Annotated in this window: 19 protein-coding genes; 3 read left to right on the top strand and 16 right to left on the bottom strand. The window is 72.1% G+C overall.

Annotation, left to right across the window (positions count from 1 at the left end):
- Positions 1-5: 5 nt before the first annotated feature.
- From OOJ98_RS18760 to OOJ98_RS18725, 8 genes are all read right to left on the bottom strand, one after another.
- Positions 6-899 carry a DUF5936 domain-containing protein gene (locus OOJ98_RS18760; RefSeq protein WP_267056049.1) on the bottom strand — a complete coding sequence of 298 codons (894 nt, stop codon included), beginning with the start codon at positions 897-899 and terminating at the stop codon, positions 6-8.
- Positions 900-932: 33 nt separating this feature from the next.
- Positions 933-1,868 carry a type II secretion system F family protein gene (locus OOJ98_RS18755; RefSeq protein ID WP_267056048.1) on the bottom strand — a complete coding sequence of 312 codons (936 nt, stop codon included), beginning with the start codon at positions 1,866-1,868 and terminating at the stop codon, positions 933-935.
- Between the two features lie 56 nt (positions 1,869-1,924).
- On the bottom strand, positions 1,925-3,262 hold the full coding sequence (locus OOJ98_RS18750; RefSeq protein ID WP_267056047.1) for a CpaF family protein: 1,338 nt from the start codon (positions 3,260-3,262) through the stop codon (positions 1,925-1,927).
- Positions 3,263-3,287: 25 nt separating this feature from the next.
- On the bottom strand, positions 3,288-3,680 hold the full coding sequence (locus OOJ98_RS18745; protein ID WP_267056046.1) for a septum site-determining protein: 393 nt from the start codon (positions 3,678-3,680) through the stop codon (positions 3,288-3,290).
- A gap of 3 nt (positions 3,681-3,683) precedes the next feature.
- Entirely contained in the window at positions 3,684-4,139 is a 456-nt protein-coding gene (locus tag OOJ98_RS18740) for a TadE/TadG family type IV pilus assembly protein (protein ID WP_267056045.1), read from the bottom strand.
- Positions 4,139-5,377, bottom strand: a complete 1,239-nt coding sequence (locus OOJ98_RS18735) for a P-loop NTPase (protein ID WP_267056044.1) — start codon at positions 5,375-5,377, stop codon at positions 4,139-4,141. The genes OOJ98_RS18740 and OOJ98_RS18735 overlap by 1 nt, the downstream gene beginning before the upstream one ends.
- 7 nt (positions 5,378-5,384) lie before the next feature.
- Entirely contained in the window at positions 5,385-6,092 is a 708-nt protein-coding gene (gene cpaB / locus OOJ98_RS18730) for a Flp pilus assembly protein CpaB (protein ID WP_267056043.1), read from the bottom strand.
- A gap of 70 nt (positions 6,093-6,162) precedes the next feature.
- Positions 6,163-7,098: a hypothetical protein gene (locus OOJ98_RS18725; RefSeq protein ID WP_267056042.1), complete on the bottom strand. Its 936-nt coding sequence runs from the start codon at positions 7,096-7,098 to the stop codon at positions 6,163-6,165.
- Positions 7,099-7,528: 430 nt separating this feature from the next.
- Here OOJ98_RS18725 and OOJ98_RS18720 point away from each other — a divergent pair, with 430 nt between their 5' ends.
- Positions 7,529-9,229, top strand: coding sequence for a chitinase (locus OOJ98_RS18720; RefSeq protein WP_267056041.1), 1,701 nt, complete (start codon positions 7,529-7,531; stop codon positions 9,227-9,229).
- 78 nt (positions 9,230-9,307) lie between these two features.
- On the opposite strand, the gene OOJ98_RS18715 is transcribed toward OOJ98_RS18720, so the two are convergent.
- The 6 genes from OOJ98_RS18715 to OOJ98_RS18690 form a co-directional block, all read right to left on the bottom strand.
- Positions 9,308-10,159 carry a serine protease gene (locus tag OOJ98_RS18715; protein WP_267056040.1) on the bottom strand — a complete coding sequence of 284 codons (852 nt, stop codon included), beginning with the start codon at positions 10,157-10,159 and terminating at the stop codon, positions 9,308-9,310.
- A 145-nt stretch (positions 10,160-10,304) separates the two neighbouring features.
- On the bottom strand, positions 10,305-11,483 hold the full coding sequence (locus OOJ98_RS18710) for a DUF3267 domain-containing protein (RefSeq protein ID WP_267056039.1): 1,179 nt from the start codon (positions 11,481-11,483) through the stop codon (positions 10,305-10,307).
- Between the two features lie 111 nt (positions 11,484-11,594).
- Entirely contained in the window at positions 11,595-13,073 is a 1,479-nt protein-coding gene (locus OOJ98_RS18705) for a GntP family permease (RefSeq protein WP_267056038.1), read from the bottom strand.
- Between the two features lie 123 nt (positions 13,074-13,196).
- Positions 13,197-13,610 carry a RidA family protein gene (locus OOJ98_RS18700; protein WP_267056037.1) on the bottom strand — a complete coding sequence of 138 codons (414 nt, stop codon included), beginning with the start codon at positions 13,608-13,610 and terminating at the stop codon, positions 13,197-13,199.
- The gene (locus tag OOJ98_RS18695) at positions 13,600-14,382 is read right to left on the bottom strand and encodes an IclR family transcriptional regulator (RefSeq protein WP_267056036.1); all 783 of its coding nucleotides are present in this window, start codon (positions 14,380-14,382) and stop codon (positions 13,600-13,602) included. The genes OOJ98_RS18700 and OOJ98_RS18695 overlap by 11 nt, the downstream gene beginning before the upstream one ends.
- A complete protein-coding gene (locus tag OOJ98_RS18690) occupies positions 14,379-15,434 on the bottom strand; it encodes a sugar kinase (RefSeq protein WP_267056035.1) in 1,056 nt (351 codons plus the stop codon). Before OOJ98_RS18690 ends, OOJ98_RS18695 begins: the two co-directional genes overlap by 4 nt.
- A 125-nt stretch (positions 15,435-15,559) precedes the next feature.
- Here OOJ98_RS18690 and OOJ98_RS18685 point away from each other — a divergent pair, with 125 nt between their 5' ends.
- Complete coding sequence (locus tag OOJ98_RS18685; protein WP_267057020.1) at positions 15,560-16,885, top strand: amino acid deaminase; 1,326 nt, start codon at positions 15,560-15,562, stop codon at positions 16,883-16,885.
- A 322-nt stretch (positions 16,886-17,207) separates the two neighbouring features.
- A complete protein-coding gene (locus OOJ98_RS18680) occupies positions 17,208-18,821 on the top strand; it encodes an amidohydrolase family protein (protein WP_267056034.1) in 1,614 nt (537 codons plus the stop codon).
- On the opposite strand, the gene OOJ98_RS18675 is transcribed toward OOJ98_RS18680, so the two are convergent.
- A complete protein-coding gene (locus tag OOJ98_RS18675) occupies positions 18,751-19,089 on the bottom strand; it encodes an alkyl sulfatase dimerization domain-containing protein (RefSeq protein ID WP_267056033.1) in 339 nt (112 codons plus the stop codon). The genes OOJ98_RS18680 and OOJ98_RS18675 overlap by 71 nt on opposite strands.
- A 103-nt stretch (positions 19,090-19,192) precedes the next feature.
- Positions 19,193-20,671 (bottom strand): cellulase family glycosylhydrolase, encoded by a 1,479-nt coding sequence (locus OOJ98_RS18670; RefSeq protein ID WP_267056032.1) that lies wholly within the window; start codon positions 20,669-20,671, stop codon positions 19,193-19,195.
- Positions 20,672-20,748 lie beyond the last annotated feature (77 nt).

The raw sequence follows: 20,748 nt of genomic DNA, 5'->3' as shown, positions 1-20,748 counted from the left end.
AAGGGTCACTTGGGGCCTCCGAGGAAGCCCCCGAAGTCGAGGTTGGCGCCGTACACGAAACCGACGCTGAGCAGGATCAGGGTGCCCGGGAGCAGGAAGGTCGTCACGGCGAAGGTGGCCTTGGGGACGGCGCGGGCGGCCTTGCGGCGGGCGTTCTGCGCGTCGGTGCGGCGCATGTCGGCGGCGATCGCTATCAGCGTCTCCACGATGGGCGCGCCCAGCTCCTCGCCCTGCTGGAGCGCGGTCACGAACATCGCGACCTGCTCGGAGTCGTTGCGCCTGCGCAGCTCCTCGAAGGCCTGGCGGCGGCTGACGCCCATGTCCATCTGGCGCAGGGTGATCCGCAGTTCGTCGGCCCAGGGGCCCTCGTACTTGTCGGCGACCCGGTCGAGGGCCTGGCGGAAGCCGAGGCCCGCGCTGACCACGACGGCGAGGACGTCGAGGAAGTCGGGCAGGGTGCGTTCGATGTGGTCGCGGCGGACCCGGACCGCCGACCAGATGCCGACCTCCACCCAGAACAGGGCGAACGCCACCATCACCAGGGCGACGATCCAGTGGCCTTCGAGCAGCATGATCAGGGCGGCCGCCGCGCCGAGCGCGCCGTACACCGCGCGGCGCGCCGCGTACCGGTCCACGGTGAGGCCGCCGGGGTTGCCCGCGAGGTCGATCTGGCGGCGCTTCTTCGCGACGCGCCCGGGTCCCATCATCCGCAGCACGGCCGGTGCCCAGCGCATGCCGAGCCGGTCGACGGCCGAGCCGACGGCGGTGGTGCGGGTCGCGCCCACCTCCAGGGCCACCGACAGGTCGCTCGGGAGCTTCACCTCGGCCCGGTACATGCGGATGCCGAGGAACATCCCGTACACGCTCAGGCCCATCAGGGCCGCGAAGAGCAGTCCCATGTGCCGCTCACTCCCCTCTCCGGTGTCGGGTGGTCATACGTCGATGCGGGACAGGCGGCGGACCACGAAGAATCCGAGTGCGTACAGGGCGATCGAGATCAGGACCGCGGCCTGGCCGATGAACGCGCCCGTCATGCGGTCGAGCGCGCCGGGCATCACCGCGTTCAGCATGAGCAGCGCGGCCATCCCGAAGCCGGGGACGGCGTACGCGGTGACCGTCACCTGGGCCAGCGTGGTGCGCACCTCGCGCCGGGTCTCCTTGCGCTCCTCCAGGGTGGTGGTGAGGTTGCGCAGCGAGCTGACGACGGTGCCGCCGGCCCGGTTGGCGAGCACCAACGTCGTGACCAGGACGACGAGTTCGCGCGAGGGCAGTCGTTCCGCGATCTCGCCGAGCGCGTCGTCCAGGGACTCCCCCACCGCGAGCCGGTCGGTGACCCGGCCCAGCTCCTCGCCCGCCGGCGCCTCCATCTCCTCGGCCGCCATGGCGATGGCGGTACGCAGCGCGAGGCCGGCCTGGGTGGCGTTGGCGAGGATGCGGGAGAGTTCGGGCAGCTGGTTGATGAAGCGCTCGATGCGTTTCTGACGCTGCCAGTTGAGGAAGGAGTTGGCTCCCCACAGCCCCGCGAGGCCGGCGAGGGGGCCGAAGAACGAGGCGAGGACGGCCGCGGCGATCAGCCACAGCGCGGCCACCCCGGCCAGCATGTAAACGAAGAACTCGCCGGGGGTGAGGTCGAGGCCGGTCGCGGCCAGCTTCAGCTCGATGCGGCGGCCGAGCTTGGTGCCGCGCAGCCGCCGGTCCACGGCCCCGAACGGCCGGTGCCGGCCCGTTCCCGCCGGGTCGCCCTGGTTGCTGAGCCGGTCGATGAGGGCGTCGCGCCGGGCGCGCCCGGCACTGTAGGAGCGCAGCCCCAGGACCGCCAGCACCCCGGCGAGCAGGGCGACGCCGAGCGTGAGGAAGGAGAGGTTCATCTGCGCGTTCCCTGTCAGTTGGCGTGGTGCGGGTCGGGTGGTCGGGTGCGGGACGGTCAGTTGGTGTGGCGGACGGCGAGCTGTTCCGCGCTCGACGCGACTCCGTACGCCTGCGGGACCGGCTGGTTGGCGAGGTAGAGGCGGTCGGCGACGCGGCGGGGCAGCGGGAAGTAGTGGAAGCGGCCGTGGATGAGGCCGTCGGCGGCCATCGGCCGGGCGTCGAAGCGGCAGACGGTGGTGATGCGGTACGGGTCGCGGCCGTGCGATTCGAGGAGGGCGATCTCGGTGATCTTGCGGGCGCCGTCGGCGTGCCGGGTGAGCTGCACGATGACGTCGACGGCGGAGTTGATCTGGTCGTGCAGCGCCTCGAAGGGGACCTCGACCTCCGACATCGAGGCGAGCGTCTGGAGGCGCATCAGGGCGTCCTCGGCGCTGTTGGCGTGGACGGTGGCGAGCGAGCCGTCGTGACCGGTGGACATCGCCTGGAGCATGTCGAGCGACTCGCCGCCCCGGACCTCACCGACGACGATCCGGTCGGGGCGCATGCGCAGCGAGTTGCGTACGAGGTCGCGGATGGAGATGTGGCCCTTGCCCTCGACGTTCGGGGGCCGCGCCTCCAGGCGGATGACGTGGGCCTGCTGGAGCTGGAGTTCGGCGGAGTCCTCGATGGTGATGATGCGTTCGTGCGGCGGGATCAGGCCGGACAGGGCGTTGAGGAGGGTGGTCTTGCCGGTGCCGGTGGCGCCCGACACGATGATGTTGAACCGGGCCTGCACGAGCCCGGCGAGCAGCAGGAGCATGTGCTCGTCGAGCGAGCCGAAGGTGATCATTTCCTGGAGCGTGAACGACCGGGGGAAGCGGCGGATGGTGAGCGTCGCGCCGGTCAGCGAGAGCGGCGGGATGATCACGTTGACGCGCTCGCCGGACGGGAGGCGGGCGTCGACCATCGGGTTCGACTCGTCGACGCGGCGGTTGACCGTCGACACGATCCGCTCGATCGTCTGCATCAGCTGCTCGTGCGAGGCGAAGCGGAGCGGGAGCTGTTCCACGCGTCCGCCGCGCTCTACGAAGATCTGGTCGGGGCCGTTGACCATGATCTCGGTGATGGAGGCGTCTTCGAGGAGCGGCTCCAGGATGCCGAGGCCGAGCGCCTCGTCGACGACCCGGCGGATCAGCCCGGCCCGTTCGGACGTGGACAGGACCGGACCCTCGCGGCTGATGATGTGCCCGAGCACCCGCTCCAGGCGGGCCCGGCGCTCGGCGGCGGCCAGCGCGGACATCTCCGCGAGGTCGATCTCCTCCAGGAGCTTGGCCCGGTAGGAGGCGACGAGGTGGCCGTCCTCGCGCCCGGGGCCGGTCTCCTCGGGGACCGCGATGCGTGCCCGCAGACTCATGTGTCTCGTCTCCAGTCGTCTCGGGTCAGGGGTGGGGCTGAAGCTTCGGCATGGTGGAGGTGCGGGTGGCGGTGCCGAAGTCGCCGATGCCGGGGATGACGCTGGGGATGGTCACGGTGACGGTGTACGTGGCCTCGTCGCCGCCGGATCCCCCGGCCGGCACCGGGTGCAGCCATCCCCCGACCGCGGCCCGCGCCGCGGCCTCCGGGGTGACCGCCGCCGGTTCGCCCGGTCTCGCGCGGTCCAGGCTGGCCGCGCGCGCCGCCGCCCGCGCGCCCGTGCCCGCCTGGTTGGCGGCGTACGCGGCGATCCCGAGCTGGATCGCGGCGAGGCCGACGAGCAGCAGAATGGCGACGAACCCGATGTATTCCAGCGCCACTTGACCCCGGTCGCGCTCTCGGTGCGGAGGGATGCGCACGGCTCAGCGCTCCTTCACATGGGCGGCGGTGCCCTCGACGGGGAAGCCGTTGAGGACGCCCGGGATCAGGACGGGGATCTTCAGGGTGACCGTGGCCCGGTACATACCGGTCCCGTCGTCGCCGCACGCCGGAACGGCGTCGAAGGACGACGGCAGCTCGCCCTCCGCCGCCGTACGGCACGCGCCGCCCGGGTCACTCTCGGCCGCGGCCCCGGCCCGCGCGCCCTCGTCCGCCGCGTTGCCCGCGAGGACGAAGGCGTAGCCGACCAGGGCGCACTGCCACAGCGCGACGAGCAGCAGCAGGATCAGCGGGACGACGCCGATGAACTCGATGACGGTCTGCCCCCGGTCCCGCTCGCCGGCGGGGACGCGCGCGAGCCGTTGCCGTGTCCGCCGCGACGGACGCGTGAGCAGCTCCCGTACGCGCCCCACGGGCGCCGTCCCCCGCCCCGGGTTCATCAGCCGCCCCTGCGCCGCAGGACGAGGCCCGAGCCGCGCGCGGCCCGCGCCTTCGCCCGGCCCTCGGGGGCCTTGAGCAGGCCCAGTTCACCGGCGAGCGCCCACAGGGCCGTTCTGATGGTGCTCCTGCCGTCGAGGTCGTGCAGCCGGCCCGCGTCCACGACGGCCTGCAACTCCTTGAAGTGGGCCGGCACGGCGGTCTGGGCGACCCGGGTGCCGGTGATCTTCTGGACGAGCGGGGGCTGGATCTCGGTGTTGCGGGTGTGCCGGTTGACGACGGTGGTGGTCTCCTCGGCCTTGCGGATCTGGAGCCGGTCCCACATGCGTACGGTGCGTTTGGCGCCCCGCACGGATACGACGTCCGGGGTGGTGACGAGGAGCGCCACGTCGGCCATCTCCACCACGGCGGCGTTGGCGGCGGTCATCTGCGTGCCGCAGTCCACGACGACGGCCTCGTACCGGGTGCGCAGGGCACCGATGATCTGGCGGGCGGCGCGGTCGGTGACCTCCTCGCCGCGTTCGCCCTCGCCGGGGGCGAGCAGCAGGGCGAGGCCGCTCTCGTGGTTGAAGACGGCGTCGGCCAGGACGCGCGGCGAGATGTCGGTGATCGTGGCGAGGTCGGCGATGGAGCGCCGGAACTGGACGTCGAGGTAGGAGGCGACGTCGCCGGCCTGGAGGTCCATGTCGAGCAGCACGGTGGTGCGGCCCGATGCCCTGGCGGCGAGGGCGAGTTGGACGGCAACGAGGGTGGTGCCGACGCCGCCCTTGGCGCCGGTGACGGTGGTGACGGTTCCGCCGGGCCCGGTGAAGACGTCGAGGCTCGCCCCGAGGTGACGGCGGACTCCCGCGGACCACTGGGCCGCCGCCTGGACGCGTACCGCGAGCTCTTCGTACGACAGGGGCAGCGCGACCAGGCCCCGGGCGCCGGAGTCCATGGCGGCGGAGAAGACGGCGGGCCCGGTGTCGGAGGAGATCAGGACGACGCCGACGGCGGGGAAGCGCAGGGCGACCTCGCGGATCAGTTCCAGGGCGGGGACGGGGCCGATGCGTTCGTGGACGAGGACGACTTCGGGGAGTTCGTCGAGGGACTCGGCCGCGAGCCTGGCCAGGGTGTCGAGGAGCTGCGTGGAGTCGCCGACGGGCATGGCGGGTTCGGCGTCGGGGAGCTGGCTGAGCAGGGTGGTGACGGATCGGGCGGCGTCCGCGTCGGCGACCGCCGGAAGGATGCGAGTGGTCATCCGCGCCTCACTGGTCCTTTTCGAGCCGGTACGTACGGTCACCGGGCGGGATCGTGGTGTCACCGTTGCCGCGGCCGACGAGCGCGAGGCGGACATGGGTGGCGAACGACTCGGCGTAGGCGACGCGTTGGGCGTCGAGGGTGCTGAGGGCGAAGGTGATCGGGACGGCCTGGGTGGTCTGGTTCTTGTCGGACGCGCTCGGCGTGAGGGCCTGGACGGCGCCCACCTGGATCACCCGGGCGTTCGCGACGATGAGCTTGGACTCCGGGGTGTCGCCCTGTTTGGTGGCGGCGAACGTGGCGAAGATGTTGACGCTGTCGTTCCCGTTGATCTTTCCTGCCACTCCGGTCGCCGCGTCGATCATGATGGCGATCTCCTGTTCACCGGGCTTGAGTTGGGGCCGGTCGGTGAACATGCCGTCCTGGAGCAGGGAGCCCTTGGTGAGGTGGGTGGCGGCCATCTTGCCGATGACGTCGGAGAGGTCGGTGACGGCGCCCTGGGAGAGCCAGCGTTTGGGCATGCTCGTCTTCTCGAACTGGTCGGACCTGAGCGTCGCGTAGGCGTCTATGTCGTCCTTGAGCTGGTACGCCGTCACCTCGGGGCCCACCTTGGAGTCCACGTCGCTGATCACCGTGAACACCCCGGCGAACGCGCCGAGGGCGCAGAGGGCCGAGAGGAGGAGAAGGATGATGCCACGGCGCTGGCGGGAGTTCATCGACCGTACGACCTCGTTCGCTGACGTGGGGCAGGGCGGGCAAGTGGCGGGCTGCTGAGGCGCGTCGGGGTCAGGGGCCCGGGGCGATGGCGCGGCGGCGCTCGGCGCGGGTGAGGGGCCTCGCGTGGTGGGCGGAGGCGGGGACGGGGCCGAGCGCGGAGGGGCCGTACGCGGTGGCGGGCTCCTCATCGGGCGGCTGCTGCGAGGAGCAGAATCCGCAGCGGTCGCCGATGAGTTCCATGGCGCACCAGCGGCACTGTTCGCGCCGTACGGAGGCGACGAGCTGGTAGAGGACCGCGATGTCGGGGAGGTAGGCGACGAACTCGGTCAGCTTGCCGGTGCCCCACCAGGCGGCCGAGTCGGCGGGCGGCGCGGCCTCCTGCACGGCTCCGGCTCCCCAGGCGGGGGCGAGGGTGGCGGTGACCCAGTCGGCGCCCACGGCGCCCCTGGCCACCAGGAGGTGGGAGGCGAAGTCGGGCCCCGTGAGCGTTTCCGCCGAGCCGACCTTGACGAGCTGGGGCTGCGGGTTGGCGAGCACCGCGAACTGGCTGCCCGGCATCCAGGACCTGGCGTGCGCGGTGAGGCCGACCGGGATGCGCTCCAGGCGGGTCACCGAGTTCAGGACGGCGCCCGCGTGGATGTAGTGGGAGAGCAGCCTGGCGGCCGACGCGATGACGCCGGGACTGAAGTCGCATACGGAGAGCTGCCTCAACTGACGGACCAGTACGGCGAGTCCGAGCGGCGGCAGCGGGGATTTGATCAGCGTGATCCGGTCGGTTTCCAGAAGCGAGCGCACCGTGTGCAGCCGGCGTTCATGGGCGGCGGAAAGGGACGCCGGATAACAGGCGACGACGTAACCGTGCTGTTCCAGGAGACGGCTCATGTCGACGAGCGCCGAATCGAGGGGCTGGGCGGCCGGCGACTGGAGCAGCGCCGCGAGCGGCGTCTGCGGATCGGTCGGCGCCAGCACCAGATCGGGGCTGGTGACAGCTATCGCGGTCGGCATGGCGCGGGCCCCCGTTCACTGATCGCGGTCGCCACCTGCGGCCCCCGGTTCCCTCGGCCGGGAGGGCCCGTGCGCGCCCCCACGACCGCAACTGATCACTGCGTTTCCCACCTGCCTCAGCACTTTATCCACGACATACGGGCGGGAGAACCGTCTTCTCCTTTCCTGTGTGCCCCCGCGGCCGGAATTGGTACCAGTGGGGCGGCAGTTGCGTGCAAACTCGGCCAGTTCCACGGCCTGAATTGATCCCTCCCTCCTGATGCCCGGCCGGGGGCGCCCGGGGGCCGGGGCGTGCGGGGTGTCCGCGGACGGGTCTCCGCGCGAACCCTTGACAACCCAATTGGTCTGGACCATCTTGTGCGACCAGGGCGCCCACCCCCTCTCTCCGTCCCACTCCCCACCCTCCCCACTCCCCTTCCGGAGGCAGCACGTGAACCGCGCGAGACATGCAAGGCTGGGCCTGGCCGTGGCCGCGGCCGGCGCCCTGTCCATAGCCGGACTGTCCGGCACCGCCCAGGCGGCGGACGTCAACAACGCCAAGAACGCCGGGTTCGAGTCGGGCCTCGGCGGCTGGACCTGTTCGGGCGGCAGCGGCGCCACCGTGTCGTCCCCGGTGCACGGCGGGACCGCCGCCCTGAAGGCCACCCCCGCGGGCTCCGACAACGCCCAGTGCGCGCAGACCGTCAGCGTCAAGCCCAACTCGACGTACACGCTGAGCGCCTGGGTGCAGGGCAGTTACGTCTACCTCGGCGCGAGCGGCACCGGCACCACCGACGTCTCGACCTGGACGCCCGGCACCGGCAGCGGCTACGCCCAGCTGACCACCACCTTCAAGACCGGCGCCTCGACCACCTCGGTGCAGATCTACACGCACGGCTGGTACGGCCAGCCCGCGTACTACGCCGACGACATCTCCGTGTACGGGCCCGACGGCGGCGGGGGCGGCGACCCGGCTCCGACGGTTCCGGCGGCGCCCGGCGGCCTCTCGGTCGGCTCGGTGACCTCGTCCTCGGTGAACCTGTCGTGGGGCGCGGTCTCCAACGCGACCGGGTACAACGTCTACCAGGGCGGCACCAAGGTGCAGTCGGTGACGGGCAGTTCGGCGACCGTGACCGGGCTGAGCGCGTCGACCTCGTACCCGTTCCAGGTGACCGCGACCAACGCGGCGGGCGAGTCCCCGAAGTCGGCGGCGGTCACCGCCACCACCTCGGCCTCCGGCGGCACCCCGCCGAGCGGCGGCGGCACCGTGCCCAAGCACGCCGTGACCGGCTACTGGCAGAACTTCAACAACGGCGCCACCGTCCAGAAGATCAGTGACGTGCCGGCGAACTACGACATCATCGCGGTCGCCTTCGCCGACGCCACGACCACGCCGGGCGCGGTGAGCTTCACGCTCGACTCGGCGGACCTCGGCGGCTACACCGTCGACCAGTTCAAGGCGGACATCGCGGCCAAGCACGCGGCCGGGAAGTCGGTGGTCATCTCGATCGGCGGCCAGAACGGCACGATCTCGGTGAGCGACTCCGCCTCGGCGAACAACTTCGCCAACTCGGTCTACGCCCTGATGCAGACGTACGGCTTCGACGGCGTCGACATCGACCTGGAGAACGGCCTCAACTCCACGTACATGACACAGGCGTTGAAGTCGATCGCCGCGAAGGGCGGCAGCAGCACCGTCATCACGATGGCCCCGCAGACCATCGACATGCAGTCCCCGTCGAACGAGTACTTCAAGACGGCGCTCAACATCAAGGACATCCTGACCGTCGTCAACATGCAGTACTACAACAGCGGTTCGATGAACGGCTGCGACGGCAACGTCTACTCGCAGGGCACGGTCGACTTCCTGACCTCGCTCGCCTGCATCCAGCTCCAGGGCGGCCTCGACCCCTCGCAGGTCGGCCTCGGCCTGCCGGCCTCCCCGTCCGGCGCGGGCAGCGGCTACGTCTCGCCGTCCGTGGTGAACGCGGCGCTCGACTGCCTGACCAAGGGCACGAGCTGCGGGAACTTCAAGCCCGCCAAGACCTATCCGACCCTGCGCGGCGCGATGAGCTGGTCCACCAACTGGGACGCCAAGTCGGGCAACGCCTGGATCAACGCGGTCGGGCCGCACGTCCACGCCCTGCCGTAACCCGCACGACGTACGACGGCGGCGCCCCCCGCTCCCCCGGGAGGCGCCGCCGCGTGCTGTCCTGTGCCGTCTAGCGGGTCACGGCTTGGGCAGGGTGCACCCCGCGCGGTTCAGGTCGATCTTGTTGCCGGCGCCGACGCAGGGGACGATGAGGTAGGTCTCCTCGGCGTAGTTGATGCCCTGACGGACGGTGACGTTGCCGTTCTGGTCGACCTCGCACGGGTTGTTCTCCGTGCACCGCTCGCCGTCCTCATTGCCGGTGTTGTTGACGGCGACGACCTTGCCGGTGGTCGTGTCGATCACCGGGGAGCCGGAGGTGCCGCCGATGGTGTTGCAGGACGAGGTGTAGCGGACCGAGTCCTTCCAGGTCCAGTCGCCCTCCTTCAGGCGGTAGACGAAGCCGTCCACGTTGCAGCTGTACGTCCGCTTCCAGTACCCGGAGACGACCTTGATGGCCGTCCCCTGCGTCGGGTGCGCGTCGTTGAGGGTGAGCGCGCTGATCCCGTACTGGCTCTGGATCTTGGCGTACGTGGTGGTGAGCTGGTAGATCGATATGTCCGTGTCGGTCATCGTGGCGTACGCGACCTTGCCGGCGCGCAGGGTCGCGACCTTGGAACCCGCGGCGTTCAGGAGCGAGAACGACCGGGACGACGGCTGGTCGGTGATGACTTCGCCGGCGGCGGGGAAGCCGGTCTCCAGGCAGTGGCCGTTGGAGAGGACGAGCGCGGGGTCGTTCGGCTGCGAGTTGGGCATCCGGACCACGGAGCCGGAGCAGTTGCTCAGCGCCACCGTGCCGGCGAAGTTGACCGCCTTCACGGCGGGCTTGGCGGCGGGCTTGGCGGACGTCGCCGATGGTGCGGCCAGGGCCGGGGCTGCGGAGGCTCCGACGAGGAGCAGGCCGAGCAGCGCGCCGACGAGAGGCTTCTTCATGTGGGGGTTCCCCTCTGAATGACGGTGCCGAAGATCTTTCGGCTTGTCATGGGCACCGCCATTCTTGGGGCCTGGCGCCCCAACCGACAAGTGGGCGAACGCAGTTGATCGTCGCCGAATTGCCCCGTCCCGCCAGGTTCTTCGCCTATACGGGGCCCAGCCCCTGCGCGATGAACCGCGCGGCGGTGGACACCCAGGGGCCGAGGGAGGCGGGGAGGCAGAGGGCGTAGATGAGCGGGAGGGGCGCGAACAACGTGAAGTTGGCCCACTTTTCGATGAGGTAGTCGCCGGAACAGCCCGCCGCCATGAGCGCGAGGACCTTCAGGAGGGACCCGAGGAGGTGGCCGCCGACGAGGGAGCCCAGGACGTAGACCACCCCCCACATCACGGCCGGCCCGTGCGGGCTCGCGTACATCTCGCGGATGCTCACGCCGGCCAGCAGCAGAGCGGCGTTCGAGAGCAGGAACGCCGGCGTCCCCATCCAGAAGCCGACGTCGGTACCCAGCTTCGCCCGACCACTCTTCGCCGGGGCGCCCTCCGGCGCGGCACCGTCCGGCGCGGCACCCTCCGGCGCGGCACCCTCCGGCGCGGCACCCTCCGGCAGCGCACTCTTCGGCACGGTCACCTTCACACCGGAGACCACGACCCCGGCGACCGCGACACCGGCATCACCCGCGTTCCCGGCCGGGGACATCGTGCCCAGCCCGTAGGTCGTCTCCTGGCCGGCCACCTCCCCCGCCACCACCCGGCCGTCCGCCCCGCCGTCGCCGCGCAGGGACATCTCGTCGCCCAGCCGCTCCAACGAGACGCGCAGGGCAGCCAGTTCGGCGTCGGCGGTGTCGATGAAGCGGTCGTACTCGTCGAGCGTGAGGCCGGGCTCCGCCGCGGGTTCGTCGCGCTGCTCCGGGGCGGCGTGCAGGAGCCGCAGTTCCTCGGCCTCCCTGCGGTACTCCTCCGCCGCGCGACGGGCCTCGGTCAGCAGCCGCTCGGCCACCTCGCGATCCTGCTGGGCCTCCTTCAACTTTCCCTGCACGGAGCGGAGTTTGAGGCCCGATTCCTGGAGCTCGGCCTGGATCTCGGCGTACGCCTCGGCCCGGCCCGCGGCGCGGGCGCGGACGGCCTTGCGTTCCAGCGCCTCGCACCGCTCCTCCAGGGAGCCCACCGCGTGCAGCAGCACGGTGACGATGCGGTCGGCCTCGCCGCGGTAGGTCTCGGCGTCCGCACCCCGGTCGAGGAAGACGTTGAGGGTGTAGTCCCGCTGCTCGATCCGCTGATCGCGGCGCGCCTGGTACACGCGCCCGTCGCCGGATGCCTCTCCGCGCATTCCGCCGGCCCTCCGAGTCCACTCGATCGAACACAGCACTTTAGCGCTCCGGCTTGTTCAACGTGCCTCGTGTTACGTCGAGTTGGTACCCGAAAGTGATGCACTCGGGCGCTAGATGACCAGGCTGAGCAGGGCCGCCACGACGAAGCCCGCCACCGAGAGGACCGTTTCCAGGACCGTCCAGGACTTCAGGGTGTCGCGCTCGGTGATGCCGAAGTACTTGGCGACCATCCAGAACCCGCCGTCGTTGACGTGCGAGGCGAAGATCGAGCCCGCCGAGATCGCCATGATGATCAGGGCGAGGTGGGCCTGCGAGTAGCCGGAGCCCTCCACCAGGGGGACCACGATGCCGGCCGTGGTGACGATCGCGACCGTCGCCGAGCCCTGGGCCACGCGCAGGACGACCGAGATCAGCCAGGCGAGGAGGATCACCGGGAGGCCGACGCTGTGGAAGGTGCCGGCGAGCGCGTCCGCGATGCCGGAGGCCTTCAGGACCGCGCCGAAGATGCCGCCCGCGCCGACCACGAGCAGGATGTTGCCGACCGGCTTGAGCGATGAGGTCGAGACCGTTTCGAGCGACTTGCGGGACCAGCCGCGCCGGATGCCGAGCAGGAGGTAGGCGAGGACGAGCGCGATGGTCAGGGCGACGAACGGGTTGCCGAAGAACTCCAGCACCGAGCGGAGCGTGGAGGGGTCCAGGGCGATCGAGGAGAACGTGGCGGCGAGGATGAGGATCAGCGGGGTGCCGATGATGGCGAGCACCGCGCCGAGCGACACCGGCTCCTCGCGCGGGGTGACGCCGGAGGCCTCCTGCTCGGCGGCGACGGCGGCCTTCGCCTCCTCGGCGGCCTCCACCATGTCCTGCGGGACCTCGACGAAGATGCGCTTGCCGATCCAGGCGGCGTAGCCCCAGGCGGCCAGCACGGCCGGGATGCCGACGAGGGCGCCCATCAGGATGACCCAGCCGAGCGAGACGTGGAACAGGCCGGCGGCGGCGACCGGGCCGGGGTGCGGCGGCAGGAAGGCGTGGGTCATGGACAGGCCCGCGAGCAGCGGCATGCAGTAGAGCAGGATCGACTTGCCGGACCGTTTGGCGGCGGCGTACACGATCGGCGCGAGGACGAAGATGCCGACGTCGAAGAAGACCGGGATGCCGAAGATCAGGCCGGTCAGGCCCATCGCGAGAGGGGCGCGCTTCTCGCCGAACAGCCGGAGCAGCCGGCCGCTCAACACCTCGGCGCCGCCGCTGACTTCGAGGATCGCGCCGAGCATCGTGCCGAGCCCGATGATGATCGCGACGTGTCCGAGGATGCCGCCCATGCCGGACTCGATGACCGAGACGGCCGCGGACTTCTGGACGGTGCCGAAGAGTTCGGTGACCGAGAGCCCGGCGCCGAGGCCGACGGCTATGGAGACCGCGAGCAGCGCCACGAAGGGCTGGAGCCTGACCTTGATGATCAGGAAGAGGAGGAGCGCGATGCCGAGGACGGCGACGGTCAGCAGACCGGCGGTGCCGCCGACGAGGGGCAGGATGCCGCCCGTGTGGACGGGGGGCGGCGGGGTGGCGGCCGCGACAGCGTGGAACAACATGTGCCAACTCCGTTGTCGAGCAGGGGGGTTCCAGGGCAGGGGGGACCGCGGCACGGCGCCCCGGCGGTCCGGGGCGCCGCACCGTGCGGCGGGTCGAGCGGTTTGACTAAGGCGGTCAAGGAACTAGGCGTCCAGGACCGCGAGGGCGTCGATCTCGATGAGGAGGCCGGCCGGGAGCCCGACGTACACGGTGGTGCGGGCGGCGGCGGGGGCCTTGAGGCCCTGCTCCTCGAAGTACGCGTTGTAGATCTCGTTCATCTCCGCGAAGTGGTCCACGTCGGTGAGGTAGACGCGCATCATCATCACGTCGTCCCAGCTCGCGCCGCCCTCCTCCAGGATCGCCTTGACGTTGGCGAAGGTCTGGAGGGTCTGCTCGCGCAGGGTGGGGCCGGCCGGGGTCGGGGCCTGGCCCTCGACGGCGGGAAGGAAGCCGACCTGGCCCGCGACCTGGAGGATGTTCCCCTTCTTCACGCCGTGCGAGAACTTGGCGGGCGGGGCGGTGTGCGTGGACGGGGTGATGGCGGTCTTATCGTTCATCGGAACTTCCTTGTGCGGATGGGGTGTTGGGTGCGGTGCCGGAGTACTCGCGGCTGATGGCTTCCGCGGTGCTGCGCACCTGGGGAAGCAGGGTGAGGAGTTCCTCGGCGGTGACGACGACGTTCGGCGCGGACACCGACATGGCGGCGACGATCCGGCCGTCCGCACCGTGGATGGGGGCCCCGATGCAGTTGATGGACTCCTCGTGGCCACCGAGGTCGGTGGCCCAGCCCTGTTCGCGCACCGCCGCGAGTTCCTTGAGGAAGGCGGCGGCGTTGGGTGTCGAACGGGACGTGTAGGTGGGGTAGTCGAGCTTCTCCGCGACGGCGCGGCGCTCGGCCTCCGGCAGGTCGGCGAGGAGCAGCTTGGCCACGGCCGCCACGGTGATGGCGACGGGCTTGCCGATGCGCGAGTACATCCGCACCGGGTAGCGGCTCTCGACCTTGTCGATGTAGAGGACCTCGCCCTCCTCGTGCACGGCGAGGTGGACGGTGTGCCCGATGCGCTCGTTGAGGGCGACCAGGTGGGGGTGGGCGATCTCGCGCACGTCCAGGTTCTCGACGGCCTCCTGGGCGAGCGCGAAGAGGCGGGCGCCGAGCCGGTAGCGCTGGTCCTCCTGGCGGTAGACGAGCCCGTGCTCGTGCAGGGTCCGCAGGAGCCGCAGCGCGGTGGACTTGTGCACCCCGAGCCGGTCGGCGACCTGCCCGAGGTCGGCGGGGCCCTGCGCGAGCAGCGGCAGGATGCTCAGCGCCCGGTCGACGGTCTGGCTCATGACGTACGTACCTCCTGGTCGTCCCCCGTCCACCCGGGGCCGAGACGAAGTCTCCCCCAGGCGGTGGCGTCCAGGGCCACGAGCCGGTCGGCGTGGGCGCGCGGCGGCGGCTGGGTGAGGTCGCCCGGCACGGTGAGGACGGCGGCGGCCATCAGGTGCCCGTGCCGGATGCGGTCGCGCACGGGCAGGTCGCGCAGGGTGGCGCTGAGGAACCCGGCGGCGAAGGCGTCGCCCGCGCCGACCGGGGCGACCACGTCGACGCGCAGCGCCGGCTCGGCGACCCGGCCGGCGCCGCGGGCGAAGACGGTCGCGCCGGCCGCGCCCCGCTTCACGACGAGGACGTCCGGCTCGGGCAGCGCGGCCCGCACGGCCTCGGGCCCGCGCATCCCCCACGCGTCCTCGGCCTCGTCCTCGCCGACGAAGACGAGGTCGGCGCCGCGGGCGAGGTCGAGCAGGACCCGGGGCCCGGCCGCGTCCCGCCACAGGCCCGGCCGGTGGTTGACGTCGAAGGAGACCAGCGGACGGCCGGGCCTGCGCACGGTCAGGTCGCGCATCAGGGCCAGGCAGTCGGCGGAGAGCGCGGCGGTGATCCCCGAGAGGTGCAGGATCCGGCCGGCCCACAGGTCGCGGTGGGGCACGGTGGCCGGCGACATGGCGGAGGCCGCGGATCCGGCGCGATAGTAGAGCACCTCGTGGCCGTCGGCGGCGCGGTCGTCGGCGGTGCGGAAGTAGATGCCGGTGGGGCGGTGCGGATCGCGGCGCACGGCGCGCACATCGACGCCGTACGAGCCGATCGCCTCCACGAGGTGGTCGCCGAACCCGTCCGCGCCGACCCGGCTGACCCAGCGCGCGGTGTGCCCGGCGGCGGCGAGCGCGCAGGCGACGTTGGACTCGGCGCCGCCGATCGTCCGCTCGAAGGCGGGTACGTCGGCGAGGCGGCCCGGCCGGACGGGAAGGAAGGTGACCATGGACTCTCCCAGGCACACGACGTCGACGGCGGTGTCGACGGGTGGGTCGACGGCGTCCGCGCCGGCCGGGGATCCGGTGGTCACTGCTGGCTCCTCACTGCTGGGCGGCCCGGGGCGACTGCCGTGCTGCTGGCTGGCTGGTCATTGACCCGGCGTTGGCCCGGATGTTAGACAGCTTCAAGCGATATGCGCAATGGGTGTTGCAAATGATGCAACGCCACCCCGAGGAGGGCGAGGTTTCCGTGGCAGCCACCGATCGCGAAGACAGGCTTGCGGCGCTCGACGCCGAACGCGTCGACCACCGCTTCAAGGGGCTGCCGCCGGACGCGGAGGGGCTCACCGTGGCCGAGCTGGCCGCAGAGCGCCGCAACCTGTTCACCGGTGGCTTCACCACGCCGGTCCTCGCACTGTCCGCGGAGTCGCTCGACCACAACCTCGCCCTCCTGGAGACGTACGCGGAGCGCCACGGCCTGGCGTTCGCGCCGCACGGCAAGACCTCGATGGCGCCCCAGCTCTTCGCCCGCCAGATCGAGCGCGGGGCCTGGGGGATCACCCTCGCGGTGCCCCACCAGGTGCGCGTGGCCCGCGCGTTCGGGGTCGAGCGGATCTTCCTCGCCAACGAGCTCGTCGACGCGGCGGCCCTGCGCTGGGTCGCCGGCGAGCTGGAGCGCGACCCCGCCTTCCGCTTCGTCTGCTACGTCGACTCCGTGCGCGGCGTCGAGCTCATGGACGAGGCGCTGCGGGGCGGTTGCGCCCGGCGGGTGGACGTGGTGGTGGAGCTCGCGGCGGGCGAGGGCGCGCGCACCGGGGTGCGGACCGAGGCGGAGTGCGCGCGGGTCGCCGACGCGGTGGCCGGCACGGACACGCTGCGGCTCGTCGGGGTCGCGGGGTACGAGGGCGAGGTGCCGTCGGCCGACCCCGAGCGGGTACGGGCCTACCTCGCCCGGCTCGTCTCGCTCGCGGCCGACTTCGACGAGGCGGGGCGGTTCGGCACGCTCGGTGTCGACGAGATCGTGCTCAGCGCGGGGGGCTCCGCGTGGTTCGACTCGGTCGCGGACGTGTTCGCGTCCGTGCCCGAACTGTCGCTTCCCGTACTGAAGTTGCTGCGTTCCGGGGCGTACGTGTCGCACGACGACGGGCACTACCGGAAGCTGACGCCGTTCAACCGGGTGCCGTCCGAGGGCGCCCTCCAGCCGGCGTTCCGGCTCTGGGCCCAGGTCGTCTCCCGGCCCTCCCCGGAGCAGGCGTTCATCAACGCGGGCAAGCGGGACGCGGCGTACGACCTCGACCTGCCCGAGGCGCAGGTGGTGCGCGACGCCCGGACGGGAGAGGTGCGGGACGCCTCCGGCATCTCGGTGACGGGGCTCTCCGACCAGCACGGGTGGCTTCGTACGGAGCCGGGGGTTTCGCTCGCCGTCGGGGACTGGGTGGGGGTGGGGCTCTCGCATCCGTGCACGGTGTTCGACAAGTGGGAGCTCATTCCGCTCGCCGAGCGGGACGGCACGGTGACGTCCTACATCCGCACCCTGTTCTGACCCCCTGGGGCTCCGCCCCAGACCCCGTTCGCGCCTTAAGGGCGCTTGTCCTCAAACGCCGGACGGGCTGGGATTGCTCGGGATGGCCACGCTGCCCAGGCCGGCTCACCTGGGGGCGCGGGGCTGCGACACATGCGCGGCTCCACCGCGGTGGGCGCGACGCGGGGTGCCCTACAGGGGCGCGGGGCTGTGACACATGCGCGGCTCCGCCGCGTGGGCGCGACGCAGGGTGCCCTACAGGGGCGCGGGGAACTGCGCGACCAGCCACGCACCGTCCGCAGACGTCATTCGGGGGAAGCACGACTCACAGAGAGGCCCACCCATGGACCTGGTTATTCGCGACGCGCGCGTCATCGACGGCACGGCGACCCCCTCCTACCGCGCCGACCTCCACCTCACCCGAGGCCGCATCGCCGCGATCAGACGCCCCGGCGACCCCACCCTCACCGGCGCCGCACGGCCCACCCGCGTGGTCGACGCGGCCGGGCTCGCGATCGCCCCCGGGTTCATCGACATGCACGCCCACTCCGACCTCGCCCTGCTCCGCGACCCCGACCACAGCGCGAAGGCCGCCCAGGGCGTCACCCTGGAGGTGCTGGGCCAGGACGGGCTCTCCTACGCGCCCGTCGACGACCGCACCCTCGGCGAGGTCCGCCGCGCCATCACGGGCTGGAACGGCGACGGCGGCGACATCGACTTCGACTGGCGCACCGTCGGCGAGTACCTCGACCGCCTCGACCGCGGCATCGCGGTCAACGCCGCCTACCTCGTCCCGCAGGGCACCGTCCGGATGCACGCCGTCGGCTGGGACGACCGCCCCGCCACGTCCCAACAGCTCGACCACATGCGGCAGTTGGTGGCCGAGGGGCTCGAACAGGGCGCCGTCGGCATGTCCTCCGGCCTCACCTACACCCCGGGCATGTACGCCACCGACGCCGAGCTCACCGAGCTGTGCCGGGTCGTGGCCCGGTACGACGGCTACTACTGCCCCCACCACCGCTCCTACGGCGCGGGCGCCCTCGCTGCGTACGAGGAGATGATGCGGCTCACCCAGGACGCCGGCTGCGCCCTCCACCTCGCCCACGCCACGATGAACTTCGGCGTGAACGAGGGCCGCGCGCCCGAGCTGATCGCGCTGCTCGACGGCGCCCTCGCCGCCGGCGCCGACATCTCGCTCGACACGTACCCGTACACCCCCGGCTGCACGACGCTCGTGGCGATGCTGCCCAGCTGGGCCGGTGAGGGCGGGCCCGGGGCCGTGCTCGCGCGGCTCCGTGAGGAAGCGAGCGCCGAGCGCATCCGGCACCACATGGAGGTGATCGGCGCCGACGGCTGCCACGGCGTGCCCATCGACTGGAGCACCATCGAGATCTCGGGCGTGAGCCACCCCGCGCTCACCTCGCATGTCGGCAGGACCGTCGCCGAAACGGCCGCCCTGCGCGGCGAGACGCCCTGGGCGACCGCGCGCCGGCTGCTCATCGACGACGAGCTGGGGTCGACCATCCTCCAGCACGTCGGCCACGAGGAGAACGTGCGGGCCATCATGCGCCACCCCGTGCACACCGGCGGCAGCGACGGCATCCTCCAGGGCGACAAGCCCCACCCGCGCGCCTACGGCACCTTCCCGCACTATCTCGGGCACTACGCACGGGAGTTGGGCGTCCTCACGCTCGAAGAGACCGTCGCCCACCTCACCTCGCGCCCGGCGGCGCGGCTGCGGCTGCCCGACCGGGGCCTGATCCGTGAGGGCTACCGCGCGGACCTCGTCCTGTTCGACCCGGACACCGTCGCGGCGGGCTCCACGTTCGCGGCCCCGCGCACCTTGCCCGTCGGCATCCCGCACGTCCTGATCGACGGCCGGTTCGTCATCGAGGACGGAAAGCGGACCGACGTCCTGGCGGGCCGCTCGGTACGGCGGACGCCCTGGGCTCGCTGAGCGGTCCCGTCGCCAGGGCGCGCGCCGCCGTCAGATAGACGGTGCGCAGCGGGCCGTACTCGGCCGAGTAGGCGAGCTGAGTGAGGGCGAGGGCCTGCAGGGCCTTGGCGCTGCGCAGCGCGGCGCCGGGCACGGCGGCGTCGATCACCTGGTCGAGCAGCTCGATCACCCTGTCGTAGTGGGGTGCGGGGGCGTCGTACTCCCGCCGCGCGGCGGCGAGCAGCCTCCGCCGGCGCAGCCGTCCAGGGGACCCGTCGGTCACGGTCATGGCCACTGCCTCCAGGTGCGTACGGGCGACGGACGTGCGGCCGTGCCACAGGACGCTAGGAACACCCCGCGCACCGGCACAACACCGCGGGGCCGCGCGTGGCTCATTCCGCTCCGGGGCCCGTGCGCGGACGGACCCGTACCGTCACCGTGTCCGTGCCCCCGGCCGGAGTGACGTGCAGGGTGCGCGACGCGGTGTCCCACTCCCCCGCCGTGCCGCCGGTGACCGTGCCGCCGTGCGGGAAGAACCGGGCGGGCAGGTACAGCTCGGTGTCGCCCCGCACGCCCGGCTCCGGACGCCAGCTCACCGTCAGGGTGCGGCGCGGCTCGTCCCAGTCGTACGCGACCGGGTCCCCGGCGATTGCGCGCGGGCGGGGCCGGTCGAGGACCGGCAGGAGCGGGGTGGGGCGCAGTTGGTGGTCCCAAGGGGCCCAGGATCCGGGGTCGTTGGACCAGTAGGCGGTGCCGGCGCCCATCGTGTCGGCGAGGGCGCGCACCGTGGCGACGTAGTCCAGGGCCCCGGGCAGGGTCGCGTCGAGGCCGTACTCGCCGATGACGACGGGCGCGCCGAGCCGCCGGGCGGTCTTCTCGGTCTGCTCGCGCCAGGAGGCGAGCGTGCGGTCGACCCACTTCTTGCCGTCACCGGTGTAGCCGCCGCCGAGGTCCATGGGGAGCGGGTAGAGGTGCGGCGCGTAGGCGATGCGGGCCGCGTCGCCGGTGCCGCGCGGGTCGGTGAGGTGGGGAAGCCCGCTCGGCAGGCCCCAGTTGGCGCTGACCGCCTCGGGTTCCACGAAGATCCACGAGTCGTGGTCGACGGCGCGGACGGCGGCGATGGTCTCCCGGTAGAGGGCGGCGAGCGGTCCCGCCTCGAAGGCGGGTCCCTCGACGCTGCCGCCGAAGGGCTCGTTCATCAGGTCGTAGCCGAGGACGGCCGGATCGTCGGCGAACCGCGCGGCGACGTGCGCCCACGCGGCGGCGTAGTGCGCGCGAAGATCGCGGCTCGCCTTCCGCGTGCCCCAGAAGTGGTCGAAGGCGCGCACCGTGCCGGGCTCGATGTACGTGAGCTCCCACGGGTCCCGCGCGGCGACCGGCAGCCCGTCGGACTCGGTGGCCCAGGCGGGCGCTCCGTTGCCTTTGACGGCGGGGCCGTACACGTCCTGGTGCAGGTCGAGCATGACGTGGACGCCGCGCGCCCCGTACCAGCGCACCCGTTCCGCGACCCGGGCGAGGTAGCCGTCGTCGTACGTGCCGGGGCTCGGCTCCACGGTGCGCCACTGGATGAGCAGGCGTACGAAGTCGGAGCCCAGCTGGTCCGTCTCGCGCCGCACGTCGGCCTCCGTGATCCAAGGGAGGCCGTCGGGGCGGGACTTGGCGCTGCTCGCGGTGTTGAGGCCGGACAGCACGAGCGCGCGGCCCCGGTCGTCGGTGATCCAGCGGTGGCCGGTGGCCGTGTGCGCGGGGCCGGCTCCTGCGGGGCCGACCGCCACGAGGAGCGCGGCGGCGACGGCTGCGGCCGCGACGGCCGTCACCGCCCTGACCGCTGCCGCTCGGGCCGCTCGTGGTGTCGTCACCCTTGGCCGCATGGCCGGACTCTAAGGGCTGGGGCGAGCCGCCAACACCCCCACCGACGGCCATAGTTGAGATTTGTTCACCATCTTCC

Origin of the sequence: Streptomyces sp. NBC_00083 (assembly GCF_026343295.1) — a bacterium.
In the GTDB taxonomy this organism is placed as follows: Bacteria; Actinomycetota; Actinomycetes; order Streptomycetales; family Streptomycetaceae; genus Streptomyces.
The sequence above is the reverse complement of the archived record's forward strand: the minus strand, read 5'-3'. Positions and strand labels throughout refer to the sequence as shown.